Here is a 14,115-nt window from a genome sequence, read left to right on the forward strand (position 1 = left end):
ACGCATGGCGTCTCTTGCCTTTATCCAAGCTTTTTTGGAGTCTTTTAAGGGATTTTTAAGCCAAGCGACTTTAATCAGCGTTTTAATAGCGAGCGTTTTAATCCTTTTTTGCGCGATTTTGCTCCTTTTGGCTCTGCTTTTGAGAAACCGCTGGGCTAGTTATATAACAACAGCGGCTTTTTTGGGCGCGTTTTTAAGCATGCCTTTTGTTTTGGATGTCTTACTCACTCAAGCGATTTACCCCATAGAAACGCGCATCTTGCACGCTAACCCCTTAAGTTATAGCAACGCTTTTTCTTTGCAAGTGGGAGTCAAAAACCATTCCAGATTCAGTCTAAACAAATGCGTTTTACGCCTAGAAGTCCTTAAAAACCCTCACAATTTTGTGGAAGAGCGAGCTTTTAAATGGTTTGTCAAAAAAAGCTATGAAAAAACCTTTAAAGAAAAGATTTTGCCCAAAGAATCCAAGGTCTTTTCATTCTTTATTGACGACTACCCTTATTCAAAAACAGCCCCCTATCAAGTTTCTTTGTTTTGTTTATAGAAAATGAAAAGATAACGCCCATTATAAAAAAGCGATTAAAAAACACATTAAAGGCATGAATTTTAAAATAAAGCTTTAAAGCCTAGACTCCAACAAACGCTTCGTATAAGCGTGTTTGGGGTTTTCAAACACTTCTTCAATAGCGCCTGTTTCCACGACTTTCCCCTCACTTATCACTAACACCCTATCGCAAAACGCTTTGATCACATCTAAATCATGGCTGATAAACAAATAGCTCAAATCCTGCTTTTCTTGTAAATTCAACAATAATTCCAACACGCTTTTTTGAATGCTTTTGTCTAAAGCAGAGGTAGGCTCATCTAAAAGAATGATTTTAGGTTTTAAGGCAATCGCTCTAGCGATCGCTACTCTTTGGCGTTCCCCTCCACTGAGCTCATAAGCGTAAAAGTTAAGCAATTCAGAATTCAAGCGCACTTCTTCTAAACAAAGTTCAGCCAAATGGTGCCATTCTTCTTTGGAAGCCTTAGGGTAAGCAAAGCGTAAAGCTTCTATCAAAATGCTTTGAATGCTTAAGCGAGGGTTTAATGAGGCGTAAGGGTCTTGAAACACCATTTGCAAGATCTTGCGGTAGGGTTTGAACGCCTTAGAATTTAAAGGCCCCACGCTTTGGCCTAAAATCTTTTCTTCTCCGCTGTTTAGAGCGAGTTTTAAAAGCCCCAACGCTAAAGAGCTTTTCCCGCTCCCGCTTTCGCCAATGATGCCGATGTTTTCCTTAGCTTTGAGGGAAAAATTGACTGATGCGATAAGGGGCTTTTTTAAAGAAGGCCTAAAGAAGCGTTTTTGCAAGTAATAAACGCTAAAATCCTTCACTTCTAAAAGCGTCTCGTCTAGCGCTTTTAAATTTTTAGCGGGCAAATTAGAAGCTTGAATCAAGAGTTTTGAATATTCGTGCTTGGGGTCATTAAAAAGATCTTTAGTCAAATTGGTTTCTACTATCTCGCCTTTTTTTAGCACATAAACCCTATCAGCCAAGCGTTTGACCGCTTTTAAATCATGGCTAATGAATAAAAGAGCGATGTTTTTTTCCGCGCTCAATTGCTTGAGCAAGTCTAAAATCTGGTTTTGGATTTGCGCATCTAGCGCGGTGGTAGGCTCATCGCAAATGAGCAGTTTGGGCGCATTAATAATGCCCATAGCGATACACACCCTTTGGCGTTGCCCTCCGCTCAACTCATAAGGGTAACGATCCAAAAATTTTTCATCTAATTGGACTTGTTTCATGGCGTTTAAAACTTGTTCTTTAAGGAGCGTTTGAGAAGCGTTTTTATGGTGTAAAAAATAGGCTTCACTCATTTGCTTGCCGATTTTATGCAAGGGGTTTAGGCTGGATAGGGGGTCTTGGGCGATGTAAGCGATAATATTCCCCCTTAAATGTTGCATGAACGCTTCGCTTTCTTTTAAAAGGTTGGTTGTTTCAAACAGGATTTCGCCATTATGGGGCTTGAATCTAGGGTTTAATCGCATGATGAGATTAGCGATAGAGCTTTTCCCGCTCCCGCTTTCGCCCACGATCGCCACCCTTTCACCATAACTTAAAGAAATATTGATGTTTTGGAGCGAAAAATGCGCATTCAAAACGCAGTTTAAATTCTTGATTTCTAGCATGTAACCCCTTTATTTGAGCATGTTAGCGTTGAAAGCATCGCGCACCCCTTCGCCAATGAACACCAAAACAGAAAGCAACAAACTGATGGCTACAAAGGCTACAACCGCTAAATGAGGCGTGGTGAGGTTATCCTTGCCTTGATTGACTAATTCGCCCAAACTCGCGCTCCCTATGGGCATGCCAAAACCCAAGAAATCCAAAGACACTAAAATGGAAATACTAGCCGCCATTAAAAACGGCACATAAGTGATCGTTGCCACTAAAGCGTTGGGTAAAACATGGTAGAAAATGATTTTTAAATCATTCACCCCAAGCGCTCTAGCGGCTTTGGTGTAGTCCATATTCCTTGCTTTTAAAAACTCCGTGCGCACGACTTGAGAAAGCCCCATCCAGCTAAAGAGCAAGACTAAAAACAAGATGATCCAGAAATTAGAATTAAACGCGCTAGAAATCACAATGAGTAAAAAAAGCATAGGAATGGCGCTCCAAATCTCGCTCAATCTTTGCCCCAATAAATCCACCAACCCTCCATAATACCCCTGAAACGCCCCCAAACTCACGCCAATAAGAACGCTAAAAAGGGTGAGTAAAATCCCAAACACTAACGAAACCCGATAGCCATAAACCAGCCTGGCTAACACGTCTCTGGCCTGATCGTCTGTGCCTAAAAGGTGTTTGAAGCTTGGAGGATTAGGGGCAGGCGAGTCTAAATCCATAATGATCGTATCGTAGCTATAAGGGATGAGCGCATGGATGATGAAAGCGTCTTTTAAAAGCGTGTTTTGCACATAAGGATCGTTATAATCCGTAGGGGTGAAAAAATCGCCTCCAAACTCCACTTCCGCATAGTTTTTAAACATGGGGAAATACGCTTTATTGTCTTTATAGATGAATAAGGGGCGATCATTCACCCACAAGGGGGCTAAAAGAGAAAGCGCTAATAAAGCGATAAAAAGATAGAGTGAAAACACCGCCCGCTTATTCTTTTTAAAACTCAGAATGCGCATTTTAAACAAACTGCTCACGCTCAAACTCCCTTGATGAAAAACAATTTCTAAGATTATAATTAATTATGGGTAATGCTAGCAAGAAAACGGGTTTGATCAATAAAGAAAAGGGATAAGCGTAATAAATAATGGTGGAGTGTAGGGGGTTCGAACCCCTGACCTCAACGCTGCCAGCGTTGCACTCTCCCAACTGAGCTAACACCCCATTAATTCAAAATCAAGCAGACATTATAACATTTTGCTCAAAAGATGTCAATTTGATGCTTTTTTGAAACACTTAATAGCAAATTAAGAATGATTATCTTAAAATTAGAGAGTTTCTTTTATGGATTAAGTAAAATCACTTACCTACCAAAGCAAAAAGGATATTTTTGAAAAATTACCCCCTTAAAAAGATGATGGCTCTTTCTTTAATAGCGGGCGTGTGTGCATGCAATGCTGAAGAAGATGGGGCGTTTTTTGTCATAGATTACCAGACGAGTTTGGCCAGACAGGAATTGAAAAATCCAGGCTTCACTCAAGCACAAGAATTAAAGCAACTCATTAGAGATGGGGCTGTGAGGTTGCAAACTTCTGCCATTCCCTTATCCTACTACTTGGATATTTTAGGGAATAAAACAAAAACTCTTTTGAGTGAAAGCCTAAAAAACAATCCGCAACCAAACGGGCAACCCAACCAAGCTTTAGTCAATTTAGAGCAATCTCTAGGGATTTTAGGAAAACTACTAGATCTATCCCAACAATACGCTTCAGAAGGTGTCATTAAGCCTTTGGTGGTGGATGTGGGGAAAGAACAAATCGGTATCACTGATAGCATGCTCTTAGTGGCTCAAAACATCGTTTTAGCTTTGGGGCAAGTGGATTTGAGTAAAATCCAACAAAACAATAACGAACAGCTATACCAAAACATCATGAAAGTCATGCTTTTAGGCGCGGGCGGGACTAATGGAGCGTATAATGGCGTGAGTGTGGGCGATATTGCCACAGGCATGCAAAATTTTTCTTCGCAAACGGGCTTGATAGGGGCTAATTCTACGGTGAGCGAGCTGAATGCTTTGATTAAGAGCGGGATTTCTTTGGATCGTGAGACTTTGGGGTTAGGGAGTTTTATTGAAAAAAATATCTGTAGCGGTGCATCGTCTTGTTTTAGTGGGAATCAGCTTATTTATAAGAAAGGGCTAGACAGAACCATAAACATCATTAATACGGTATTAGGTCAGTTTGAATCTTCGGCTAGTTCTCTTTATAAGATTTCTTATATCCCTAACCTCTTTTCGCTCAAAGATTATCAGTCAGCGAGCATGAACGGCTTTGGGGCTAAGATGGGTTATAAACAATTTTTCACCCATAAGAAAAATATCGGCTTAAGGTATTACGGGTTTTTGGATTATGGCTATGCGAATTTTGGCGATACGAATTTAAAAGTGGGAGCGAATCTTGTTACTTATGGGGTAGGAACGGATTTTTTATACAACGTGTATGAACGCTCTAGAAGGAGGGAAAGGACTACAATCGGTCTTTTCTTTGGCGCTCAAATTGCAGGGCAAACTTGGAGCACTAATGTAACGAACTTATTGAGCGGGCAAAGGCCTGATGTCAAGTCCAGTTCGTTCCAATTCTTGTTTGATTTGGGCGTGCGCACCAACTTTGCAAAAACCAATTTCAACAAGCACAGGCTAGACCAAGGGATAGAATTTGGGGTGAAAATCCCTGTTATCGCTCATAAATATTTCGCAACCCAAGGCTCAAGCGCGAGCTATATGAGGAATTTTAGCTTCTATGTGGGCTATTCAGTCGGTTTTTAAGGAAGGCTCTTGATGAAAAACACCAATACAAAAGAGATAAAGAATACAAGAATGAAAAAAGGTCAATACCACGTGCTCAAAAAGGGGCTTTTGAAAACCGCTCTGCTTTTTAGCCTTCCTTTAAGCATGGCGTTAGCTGAAGACGATGGCTTTTACATGGGAGTGGGCTATCAAATCGGCGGCGCGCAACAAAACATCAATAACAAAGGCAGCACCCTAAGGAATAATGTCATTGATGATTTCCGCCAAGTGGGCGTGGGTATGGCAGGGGGTAATGGGCTTTTAACCTTAGCGACAAACACGACCATGGACGCTCTTTTAGGGATAGGCAATCAAATTATTAACACTAATAAAGCTGTTGATAACAATAACGCAGAATTAACCCAGTTTAAAAAAATACTCCCCCAAATTGAGCAACGCTTTGAAGCGAATAAAAACGCTTATAGCGTTCAAGCCTTGCAAGTGTATTTGAGTAACGTGCTGTATAACTTGGTTAATAATAGTAATAATGGCAGTAATAATGGAGTCGTTCCTGAATATGTGGGGATTATAAAAGTTCTCTATAATTCTCAAAATGAATTCAGTCTCTTAGCCACGGAGAGTGTGGCGCTTTTAAACGCGCTTACAAGGGTGAATCTGGATAGTAATTCGGTGTTTTTAAAAGGGCTATTAGCCCAAATGCAGCTTTTTAATGACACTTCTGCAGCAAAGCTAGGCCAGATCGCAGAAAGCTTGAATAAGAGCGGTGGTGCAGGGGCCATGCTTCAAAAGGATGTGAAAACCATCTCGGATCGAATCGCTACTTACCAAGAGAATCTAAAACAGCTAGGAGGAATGCTAAATAATTACGATGAGCCTTACTTGCCCCAATTTGGGCCAGGCACAAGCTCTCAGCATGGGGTTATTAATGGCTTTGGCATTCAAATGGGCTATAAGCAATTTTTTGGGAACAAGCGGAATATAGGCTTACGATATTACGCTTTCTTTGATTACGGCTTTACGCAATTGGGCAGTCTTAATAGTGCTGTTAAGGCGAATATCTTTACTTATGGCGCTGGCACGGACTTTTTATGGAATATCTTTAGGAGGGTTTTTAGCGATCAATCTTTGAATGTGGGGGTGTTTGGGGGCATTCAAATAGCGGGTAACACTTGGGATAGCTCTTTAAGAAATCAGATTAAAGACTCGTTTAAAGAAAACCCCACTCCCACGAATTTCCAATTTTTGTTCAATTTGGGCTTAAGGGCTCATTTTGCCAGCACCATGCACCGCCGGTTTTTGAGCGCGTCTCAAAGCATTCAGCATGGGATGGAATTTGGCGTGAAAATCCCAGCGATCAATCAAAGGTATTTGAGGGCCAATGGGGCTGATGTGGATTACAGGCGTTTGTATGCGTTCTATATCAATTACACGATAGGTTTTTAAGCTCTTTTTAGGGCTTATAAAGAGGCTTTTTACTTTTTTTTGGTATTCTAACAAGCTTTTAAACAATCCAATCTACTTTGTTTTAAGGATAATATTTTATGGCAGATGTCGTTGTGGGGATCCAGTGGGGAGATGAGGGGAAGGGAAAAATTGTTGATAGGATCGCTAAAGATTATGACTTTGTGGTGCGCTATCAAGGCGGGCATAATGCGGGGCATACCATTGTGCATAAGGGGGTTAAGCATTCTTTGCATTTAATGCCTTCAGGGGTTTTATACCCCAAATGCAAGAATATCATTTCTAGCGCGGTGGTCGTGAGTGTTAAGGATTTGTGCGAAGAAATCAGCGCGTTTGAGGATTTAGAAAATCGTTTGTTTATCAGCGACAGAGCCCATGTGATCTTGCCTTATCATGCCAAAAAAGACGCTTTTAAAGAAAAATCTCAAAACATCGGCACGACTAAAAAAGGCATAGGCCCTTGCTATGAGGATAAAATGGCGAGGAGCGGGATAAGAATGGGGGATTTATTAGACGATACCATATTAGAAGAGAAACTAAAAGCGCATTTCAAAGCCATTGAGCCTTTTAAAGAAGCGTATGATTTGGGCGAGGATTACGAAAAGGATTTGAGGGAGTATTTTAAAACTTACGCTCCAAAAATTTGCCCCTTTATCAAAGACACCACAAGCATGCTGATAGAAGCGAACCAAAAGGGTGAAAAAATCCTACTAGAAGGGGCGCAAGGCACGCTTTTAGACATTGATTTAGGGACTTACCCTTTTGTAACAAGCTCCAACACCACGAGCGCTAGCGCATGCGTTAGCACCGGCTTAAACCCTAAAGCGATCAATGAAGTCATAGGCATCACGAAAGCCTACTCTACTCGTGTGGGGAATGGGCCTTTCCCTAGCGAAGACACTACACCCATGGGCGATCATTTAAGGGCTAAGGGTGCGGAGTTTGGCACGACAACCAAGCGCCCAAGGCGTTGCGGGTGGCTGGATTTGGTGGCTTTGAAATACGCTTGCGCTTTGAATGGTTGCACGCAATTAGCCTTAATGAAATTAGACGTTTTAGACGGGATTGATGCGATTAAAGTGTGCGTGGCTTATGAAAGAAAGGGCGAAAGATTAGAGGCTTTCCCTAGCGATTTGAAAGGTTGCGTGCCGATTTATCAAACTTTTAAGGGCTGGGAAAAAAGCGTGGGCGTGAGAAAATTAGACGACTTAGAGCCAAACGCTAGAGAGTATATCCGTTTTATTGGAAAAGAAGTGGGGGTGAAAATTGGCCTTATTTCTACAAGCCCTGAAAGAGAAGACACGATTTTTCTATGAAAAAATTCGCTTCTGTGTTGGTGCAATTAAAAACCCTTGCGTTAGAAAAAATAGAGCGAAAGCTTGAAAGCAAGCGTTTAGAATTGCGACAAAACGAGCGAGAAGTTTTGGACAAACAAGCCCAATTGAGCGCGTTTAAAAACCCTAAGTTGGGGGGAATGAGCCTTTTTTTACAAACCCAGCAATTAAAAAGCGCTCTAAGAATGGAGATAGAACATTACCAACAAGAGGGCGAGAATTTAACTAAGGATTTAAAAGTTTTAGAAAAAGATTACCTTTTGGCCAACCAGGAATTAGAAAAAGCTAAAATCATTTTAGAAAATGAAAAGCAAAAAGAAAAGGAAATTTTGGAAAAAAAAGAGCAGGCTCTTTTAGATGAAAACGCCATGATTTTACACTGGCAAAAAGGGGGCATGCATGCGTAAAATCTTGTTAATGGGCTTGATTTTACAAGCGCTCTTTGGCGAAGAAGCCGCGCAAGAATTGTTGCAATGCTCTGCGATTTTTGAATCTAAAAAAGCCGAACTGAAAGACGATTTGCGCCAATTGAGTGAAAAAGAGCAGTCTTTGAGGATCTTGCAAATCGAAAACGCCCGCCTTTTAGATGAAAAAAGCGATCTGTTAAACAAGAAAGAAAAAGAAATAGACGAAAAACTGAAAAATTTAGCCGCTAAAGAAGAAGCCTTTAAAACCTTACAAACGGAAGAAAAAAAACGCCTTAAAAATTTGATAGAAGAAAATGAAGAAATTTTAAGAGAAATCAAGCAGGCTAAAGACAGTAAGATTGGCGAGACTTATTCTAAAATGAAAGATTCTAAATCGGCTCTGATTTTAGAAAACTTGCCCACTCAAAACGCCTTAGAAATTTTAATGGCACTAAAACCCCAAGAATTAGGCAAAATTCTAGCCAAAATGGATCCTAAAAAAGCGGCGGCTTTGACAGAGTTGTGGCAAAAACCCCCAAAAGAAAATAAAGAAAATAAAGAAAGCCAAAAAACCACAGATCCCACACCCCCCACACCACCCACGCCTCCTAAAGAGCCAACCCTAAAAGATCCTAACACCAAAGAGCCAACAGGGGTATGATGTTCATTGTAGCGGTTTTAATGCTGGCGTTTTTAATCTTTGTCCATGAGTTAGGGCATTTTATTATCGCTAGGATTTGTGGGGTGAAGGTGGAAGTGTTTAGCATTGGTTTTGGTAAAAAACTCTGTTTCTTTAAGCTTTTTGGCACGCAATTCGCTCTGTCTTTGATCCCGCTTGGGGGCTATGTGAAATTAAAGGGCATGGATAAAGAAGAAAAAGAAGCGAATGAAGAAAATGAAGCGAATGATAGCTACGCGCAAAAAAGCCCTTTCCAAAAGCTATGGATACTATTTGGAGGGGCGTTTTTTAATTTTCTTTTTGCGGTTTTAGTGTATTTTTTTCTGGCATTGAGTGGGGAAAAAGTCTTACTGCCCGTCATTGGCGGTTTAGAAAAAAACGCGCTAGAAGCTGGGCTGTTAAAGGGGGATAAAATCCTTTCTATCAACCATCAAAAAATAGCGAGTTTTAGAGAGATTAGAGGCATAGTGGCGCGTTCTCAAGGCGAGTTAATTTTAGAAATAGAGCGAAACAACCGGATTTTAGAAAAACGCCTAACCCCCAAAATCGTGGCGGTGATAAGCGAATCTAATGATCCTAATGAAATCATCAAATATAAAATAATAGGCATTAAACCGGACATGCAAAAAATGGGCGTTGTCTCTTATTCCGTGTTTCAAGCGTTTGAAAAGGCTTTGAGTCGGTTTAAAGAGGGCGTTGTTTTGATTGTGGATTCTTTAAGGCGTTTGATTGTGGGGAGCGCTTCAGTTAAAGAATTGAGTGGGGTAATAGGCATTGTGGGGGCGTTAAGCCATGCCAATAGCGTGAGCATGCTTTTGTTGTTTGGGGCGTTTTTGTCTATCAATTTAGGGATTTTAAATTTACTACCCATTCCAGCCTTAGATGGGGCGCAAATGCTAGGGGTCGTTTTTAAAAATATTTTTCATATCGCTTTGCCAACGCCCATACAAAATGCGTTGTGGCTAGTGGGGGTGGGGTTTTTGGTTTTTGTCATGTTTTTAGGGCTTTTTAATGACATCACTCATTTGCTATAAAAGGGGGAGTTGGTGCATGTATTGAGCGTGAGCGAAATCAACGCGCAAATCAAAGCCCTTTTAGAAGCGACTTTTTTGCAAGTTAGGGTTCAAGGGGAAGTGAGTAATTTGACTATCCACAAGGTGAGTGGCCATGCGTATTTTTCGCTCAAAGACAGCCAATCAGTCATTAGATGCGTGCTGTTTAAAGGGAACGCTAACAGGCTCAAATTCGCTTTAAAAGAAGGGCAGGAAGTGGTTGTTTTTGGGGGTGTTAGCGTGTATGTCCCAAGAGGGGATTATCAAATCAATTGCTTTGAAATAGAGCCTAAAGATATAGGTTCATTAACTTTAGCTTTAGAGCAATTGAAAGAAAAATTACGCCTTAAAGGCTATTTTGATGAAGCGAATAAATTACCCAAACCGCATTTTCCTAAACGAGTGGCAGTCATCACTTCTCAAAATTCAGCCGCTTGGGCGGACATGCAAAAGATCGCTTCCAAACGATGGCCGATGTGTGAATTAGTCTGCATCAATACCTTAATGCAAGGGGAAGGGTGCGTTCAAAGCGTGGTGGAGAGCATCGCTTATGCGGATAGTTTTCATGACACAAAAAACGCTTTTGATGCGATTGTAGTGGCTAGGGGTGGGGGGAGCATGGAGGATTTGTATTCTTTCAATGATGAGAAAATCGCTGATGCTCTGTATTTGGCTAAAACCTTCAGCATGTCAGCTATTGGGCATGAGAGCGATTTTTTATTGAGCGATTTAGTGGCGGATTTAAGGGCTTCTACGCCTTCAAACGCGATGGAGATTTTGCTCCCTAATAGCGATGAGTGGTTGCAAAGACTTGATGGGTTTAATGTGAAATTGTGCCGCTCTTTTAAGATTTTACTCCATCAAAAAAAGGCGCATTTAGAGCATTTAGCGGCTTCTTTGAAACGATTGAGTTTTGAAAACAAGCACCATTTAAACGCTTTAAAGCTAGAGAAATTAACAATCGCTTTAGAAAATAAAACCCTAGAATTTTTACGCCTTAAAAAAACGCTTTTAGAAAAAATCTCTACCCAACTATCCACAAGCCCTTTTTTACAAACCAAAACAGAGCGCTTAAACAGGCTAGAAAACGCCCTCAAACTCGCTTACGCAAATTTGAAACTGCCCCAATTCGGGGCGTTTGTGAGTAAAAATGATCAAGCGATAGAATTAGAGGCATTAAAAATGGGCGATAAAATTGAATTAAACAATGAAAAAGCCAGAGCGAGCGCTGAAATTTTGAGCGTGGATAGGGTGTAGGGGTTTGAAAAATAAGATTTAAAATACAATAGATTTTGTTTTTAAAATTTCGTATTCACTTCTTTTAATGATCTTTTCTAAACGCAATAGCATGATGTTTGAAATCGTGTTTTGATGCCCTTTGTTTTTTAAAATGCTAGCGGCTTGCGGGTTATTTTTAATTCTTTCTTCTTTTTGACACAAATAAAAAGACCAATTCAAATAATGATCCTTATTAGCTTCTATAACCGCTTGCGCTGTTGTCCCACTGCCTGCAAAAAAATCTAAAATAATAGAATCTTTAGGGGTGGAGCATAACAATAAATATTTAATCAATCCTACAGGTTTTGGCGTCTTAAAAAGCCCCTTTAAGCCTAATTTTTCTAGATCTTTTGTGCCTTGTCGGCTATAAAAGTCTAACACGCTCAAACAATTATCTTGCGATTCTTTTAGGTAATATTTTTCATAAGGGCGATTGTTCTTAAAAATAAGCCTGTTTTGATAATATAACTCCTTAAGCTTTTCATCGCTGCTCCACCCTCTGCTTTTTAAGGGTTCTAAAAAAAGATTGATTTCTTGTATCGCTACACTGCGTGGGTTTGAAGGCGTGGATAAATCTTTAGCGAAATAAATCTCACCTTTTTCATCCACCAAATTATAATTTTTTAAAAAATTAAAATGTTCTTTTTGAGATAATTCTTTGATTTGTTCTTTTAAGACAAGTTGGGCTTGAGCTTGTCCTTTTTGTTTGAAAACGTTCTTAATCATTCGCATTAAATCTTTCAAGGGTTTAGCATAGATGGGCAAAAGCGTTCGTAAGATTTTAAAACCAGGAGCGAACGCTTTATTTTTGGCGTAGCTTAAAACATACTCATGGGTAATGTTGATGTGTTTTGCGTTAGAACTTGTGGCTTGTTTGGTGATAAAAGTGCCTAAAAAATTGCGCGTTCCAAAAATTTCATTGGCAATGATTTTAACTTCAGCCATTTTATTATCATCTATAGAAATAAAAATACAACCGCTTTGTTTTAACACAGACTTTGCTAAAATCAAATGTTCTTCAATCCATTTTTCATAGTCAGCATGAGCGTCTTCATATTCAAAGTTAGAACTCTTGGTGTTATAAGGGGGATCTATATAGATCGTTTGGATGCTTTCTTTTTCTATTCTTTTCAAACACTCCAAAGCTTCCATGATAAAAACTTTATGCAAGATGATTTTCCCAAGAAAAACGACCGAATTTGAGATTAAAAAGATTGATAAGCTCTTGTTCTTTTGAATCAATGGGTTTCATTTTAAATTCAAATTCTTTGATTAATTGACTTTGAAAAGATACTTGTTTGATTTCTAAAAATTCATCGTTCGAACTTCTTTTGGCATCAAGGCCAAAAATCCTAAAGACTGATTTAAAAATTGCATATCTAGCCCTTTGATTAAACTCTGTCAATATTATAGCTTGTTTCAAACGCCAACCATTATAAAAAAGTTTTGTATTATAATTTGATGGATTTCTATGGATTAAGGTGTTTGGATTGAGTTTAGCGGATATTATTTTAGAGCGTTTTAAAGATTTTATGAGAGAATACCCTGAGCCTTACAAGTTTTTGCAGGTTTTTTATATGCAAGAAAAAGAACGCTTTTTAAACCATAAAATGAACGATTATATCAAGCAAAATAAAAGCAAGGAAGAGGCCAGCATTTTGGCCAGACAAGGCTTTGTCAGCGTAATTGGAAGAGCGTTAGAAAAAATCATAGAACTTTTATTAAAAGATTTTTGTATTAAAAACAATGTAAAAATGACGAACGATAAAACCTTAAGGGCTAAGCGCATTAATGGCGAGTTGGATAGAGTCAAACGGGCTTTATTGGTGCATTTTGGAGGATATAGCGTGTTGCCCGATATTATTCTTTATCAAACCAACAAGGACAATATCAAAATTCTAGCGATTTTATCGGTAAAAAATTCGTTTAGAGAGCGTTTCACAAAAGACGCCTTATTGGAAATTAAAACTTTTACAATCGCCTGTAACTTTTCATATTAAAGTTTTCATGATAACACCGGATAACGATGAGGAGATCAGTTTTAAAGACAAGCCTAAAAAGGCTAGGATCGTCATGGAGCATGAATTAGATGGCCTCTATTTAGCCAAAAGCCATTTTGATCAAAACCCTAAAATTAAGGGCATAGAGAATTTATTAGAAGATTTAAAAAGGCTTTTATGAAACCTTATTTCAGTTTGGAGAAATTGGATTTATACCATGGCGATGCGAGCGTTTTAGAGACTTTTGAAAAAGGTTTTTATGATTTGTGCGTTACTTCACCGCCCTATAATTTGAGCATTGAATACCAAGGGAGCAATGATTTTAGGGCTTATGATGATTATTTGAATTGGTGTAAAAATTGGCTTAAAAATTGTTATTTTTGGGGTAAGGAACAGGCGAGATTGTGCTTAAATGTCCCTTTAGATACGAATAAACATGGCAAGCAAAGTTTGGGGGCTGATATTACTATAGTGGCTAAAGAATGCGGTTGGAAATACCAAAATACGATCATTTGGAATGAAAGCAATATCTCAAGACGCACCGCTTGGGGGAGTTGGCTGCAAGCTAGCGCGCCCTATGCGATCGCTCCTGTGGAGTTGATCGTTGTTTTTTATAAAAACGAATACAAACGCCAAAAACAAACTTCTACGATGAGTAAAGAGGAATTTTTACTCTACACGAACGGGCTATGGAATTTTAGCGGTGAATCCAAAAAGCGCCTAAAACACCCAGCCCCATTCCCAAGGGAATTACCCAGGCGTTGCATCCAATTGTTTTCTTTTTTGGAAGACACGATTTTTGATCCTTTTAGCGGATCTGGTACGACTATTTTAGAGGCGAACGCTTTAGGGCGTTTTAGCGTGGGTTTAGAGATTGAAAAAGAATATTGCGAATTGTCTAAAAAGCGTATTTTGGAGAGTTTGTCGTTAGTGTGAGCG

At 39.5% G+C, this 14,115-nt stretch carries 13 protein-coding genes, 1 tRNA gene and 1 pseudogene; 10 read left to right on the top strand and 5 right to left on the bottom strand.

The window, feature by feature from the left end; all coding sequences use genetic code 11:
- Positions 1 to 4 precede the first annotated feature (4 nt).
- On the top strand, positions 5 to 544 hold the full coding sequence (locus CS889_RS01290) for a DUF2393 domain-containing protein (RefSeq protein ID WP_089086596.1): 540 nt from the start codon (positions 5 to 7) through the stop codon (positions 542 to 544).
- Positions 545 to 619: 75 nt separating this feature from the next.
- Here the strand turns inward: CS889_RS01290 and nikE are convergent, their stop codons facing one another.
- The 3 genes from nikE to CS889_RS01305 all read right to left on the bottom strand — a co-directional run bounded on the left by nikE (position 620) and on the right by CS889_RS01305 (position 3,383).
- Positions 620 to 2,170, bottom strand: coding sequence for a nickel ABC transporter ATP-binding protein NikE (gene nikE / locus CS889_RS01295; protein ID WP_089086597.1), 1,551 nt, complete (start codon positions 2,168 to 2,170; stop codon positions 620 to 622).
- Between the two features lie 9 nt (positions 2,171 to 2,179).
- Positions 2,180 to 3,202, bottom strand: a complete 1,023-nt coding sequence (locus CS889_RS01300; protein WP_172825089.1) for an ABC transporter permease — start codon at positions 3,200 to 3,202, stop codon at positions 2,180 to 2,182.
- Between the two features lie 105 nt (positions 3,203 to 3,307).
- Positions 3,308 to 3,383: transfer RNA gene (locus CS889_RS01305), tRNA-Ala, on the bottom strand.
- Positions 3,384 to 3,573: 190 nt separating this feature from the next.
- On the opposite strand from CS889_RS01305, the gene hopF reads away from it, so the two are divergent.
- The 7 genes from hopF (at position 3,574) to xseA (ending at position 11,155) form a co-directional block, all read left to right on the top strand.
- The gene (gene hopF / locus CS889_RS01310) at positions 3,574 to 4,983 is read left to right on the top strand and encodes a Hop family outer membrane protein HopF (protein WP_414842565.1); all 1,410 of its coding nucleotides are present in this window, start codon (positions 3,574 to 3,576) and stop codon (positions 4,981 to 4,983) included.
- Positions 4,984 to 4,995: 12 nt separating this feature from the next.
- Positions 4,996 to 6,408, top strand: coding sequence for a Hop family outer membrane protein HopG (hopG, locus tag CS889_RS01315; RefSeq protein ID WP_089086599.1), 1,413 nt, complete (start codon positions 4,996 to 4,998; stop codon positions 6,406 to 6,408).
- 98 nt (positions 6,409 to 6,506) lie between these two features.
- Complete coding sequence (purA, locus tag CS889_RS01320; protein ID WP_089086600.1) at positions 6,507 to 7,742, top strand: adenylosuccinate synthase; 1,236 nt, start codon at positions 6,507 to 6,509, stop codon at positions 7,740 to 7,742.
- Positions 7,739 to 8,167, top strand: coding sequence for a flagellar export protein FliJ (locus CS889_RS01325; RefSeq protein ID WP_089086601.1), 429 nt, complete (start codon positions 7,739 to 7,741; stop codon positions 8,165 to 8,167). The genes purA and CS889_RS01325 overlap by 4 nt, the downstream gene beginning before the upstream one ends.
- A complete protein-coding gene (locus CS889_RS01330; RefSeq protein ID WP_089086602.1) occupies positions 8,160 to 8,828 on the top strand; it encodes a MotE family protein in 669 nt (222 codons plus the stop codon). The genes CS889_RS01325 and CS889_RS01330 overlap by 8 nt, the downstream gene beginning before the upstream one ends.
- On the top strand, positions 8,825 to 9,880 hold the full coding sequence (gene rseP / locus CS889_RS01335; protein WP_089086603.1) for an RIP metalloprotease RseP: 1,056 nt from the start codon (positions 8,825 to 8,827) through the stop codon (positions 9,878 to 9,880). The genes CS889_RS01330 and rseP overlap by 4 nt, the downstream gene beginning before the upstream one ends.
- 12 nt (positions 9,881 to 9,892) lie before the next feature.
- Positions 9,893 to 11,155: an exodeoxyribonuclease VII large subunit gene (gene xseA / locus CS889_RS01340; protein ID WP_089086604.1), complete on the top strand. Its 1,263-nt coding sequence runs from the start codon at positions 9,893 to 9,895 to the stop codon at positions 11,153 to 11,155.
- An 18-nt stretch (positions 11,156 to 11,173) separates the two neighbouring features.
- On the opposite strand, the gene CS889_RS01345 is transcribed toward xseA, so the two are convergent.
- The gene (locus CS889_RS01345) at positions 11,174 to 12,346 is read right to left on the bottom strand and encodes a DNA methyltransferase (RefSeq protein ID WP_089086605.1); all 1,173 of its coding nucleotides are present in this window, start codon (positions 12,344 to 12,346) and stop codon (positions 11,174 to 11,176) included.
- The gene (locus CS889_RS01350; RefSeq protein WP_089086606.1) at positions 12,339 to 12,581 is read right to left on the bottom strand and encodes a hypothetical protein; all 243 of its coding nucleotides are present in this window, start codon (positions 12,579 to 12,581) and stop codon (positions 12,339 to 12,341) included. Before CS889_RS01350 ends, CS889_RS01345 begins: the two co-directional genes overlap by 8 nt.
- Positions 12,582 to 12,666: 85 nt before the next feature.
- On the opposite strand from CS889_RS01350, the pseudogene CS889_RS01355 reads away from it, so the two are divergent.
- Positions 12,667 to 13,357 (top strand): annotated as a pseudogene (locus CS889_RS01355) (BsaWI family type II restriction enzyme).
- Positions 13,354 to 14,112: a DNA-methyltransferase gene (locus CS889_RS01360; protein ID WP_000806058.1), complete on the top strand. Its 759-nt coding sequence runs from the start codon at positions 13,354 to 13,356 to the stop codon at positions 14,110 to 14,112. Before CS889_RS01355 ends, CS889_RS01360 begins: the two are co-directional and overlap by 4 nt.
- The last annotated feature ends 3 nt before the right edge of the window (positions 14,113 to 14,115 follow it).

It is taken from the genome of Helicobacter pylori (genome assembly GCF_900120335.1).
In the GTDB taxonomy this organism is placed as follows: domain Bacteria; phylum Campylobacterota; class Campylobacteria; order Campylobacterales; family Helicobacteraceae; genus Helicobacter; species Helicobacter pylori_BU.